The organism is Mesorhizobium sp. M4A.F.Ca.ET.090.04.2.1 (assembly GCF_003999085.1).
Lineage (GTDB): Bacteria > Pseudomonadota > Alphaproteobacteria > Rhizobiales > Rhizobiaceae > Mesorhizobium.
Genome location: NZ_RZOT01000923.1, coordinates 1 through 1,001 on the forward strand (window position 1 = coordinate 1; position 1,001 = coordinate 1,001).

General features: G+C 66.9%; 1 protein-coding gene. It reads left to right on the forward strand.

From position 1 onward, the window contains the following. Positions 1-142: 142 nt before the first annotated feature. The coding region (locus EN781_RS33170) for a LacI family DNA-binding transcriptional regulator (protein ID WP_145965817.1) at positions 143-1,001 on the forward strand (859 nt) is incomplete at its 3' end.

A 1,001-nucleotide genomic window follows, 5' to 3' on the forward strand; every position in this document is an offset into this window, starting at 1 on the left:
TTGCCAACCTCCCCACCTTCCCCTAATCTCCCTCTGAGAAAACCTTTTCCCAAATCCCCTTCGCTCGTTGACCCTCACCCGTCATCACCGCGCAGGGCGATAAGAGAAAACCTTTTCTCAACCAAGGGATGCGCCTCGCCACATGTCCTCCAACGCCTTGCCAGCGCCAGCCCCGGTCACCCTGCGTGAGGTGGCGTCGGCCGCCGGCGTCAGCGTGGCGACGGCCTCAAAGGCGCTGAACGGGCAGGGGCGGATGACGGCGGAGACGCGCGAGCGTATCCGCGAGACGGCGCAGCGGCTGGGGTTCCGGCCGAACAGCCTGGCGCAGAGCCTGTTGCGAAAACGCTCCTTCACCGTCGGGCTGCTCACCAACGATACCTACGGCCGCTTCTCGCTGCCGCTGATGGCCGGCGTTTCCGATGCGCTGGTCGATGCCGGTGTCTCGGTGTTCCTGTGCAATGTCGAGGACGATCCGCGGCTTGGCCAGCTGCATGTCGAGGCCATGCTCGACAAGCGCGTCGACGGCATCATCGCCACGGGAAAACGCATCGACCGCCATCTGCCGATCGACCTCTCCAATTTGCGCATCCCGGTGATCTATGCCTTCACACAGCCCGATCCCGGCTCGGTCGCCTTCGTCTCCGACGATGCCGGCGGCGCGCGGCTGGCGGTCGAGCATTTTTGCGGGCTCGGACGCCGGCGCATCGCCCATGTCAGCGGGCCGGCGAGTTTTGCTGTCGTGCATGAGCGCGCCCGCGCCTATCGCCAGGTCCTTGTCGAGCACGGCCTGCCGGCCGCCGAGCCGTTGCTCGGCGCCTGGTCGGAAGGCTGGGGGCATGAGGCGGTGGCGAAGCTGTTCGACGGCAAGGGCAGGGCGGAGACGCCGGACGCCGTCTTCTGCGGCAACGACCAGATCGCGCGCGGCGTCATCGATGCGCTGCGCGAGCGCGGCATCCGCGTGCCCGAGGAGGTCGGCGTCGTCGGTTTCGACAATTGGGAGA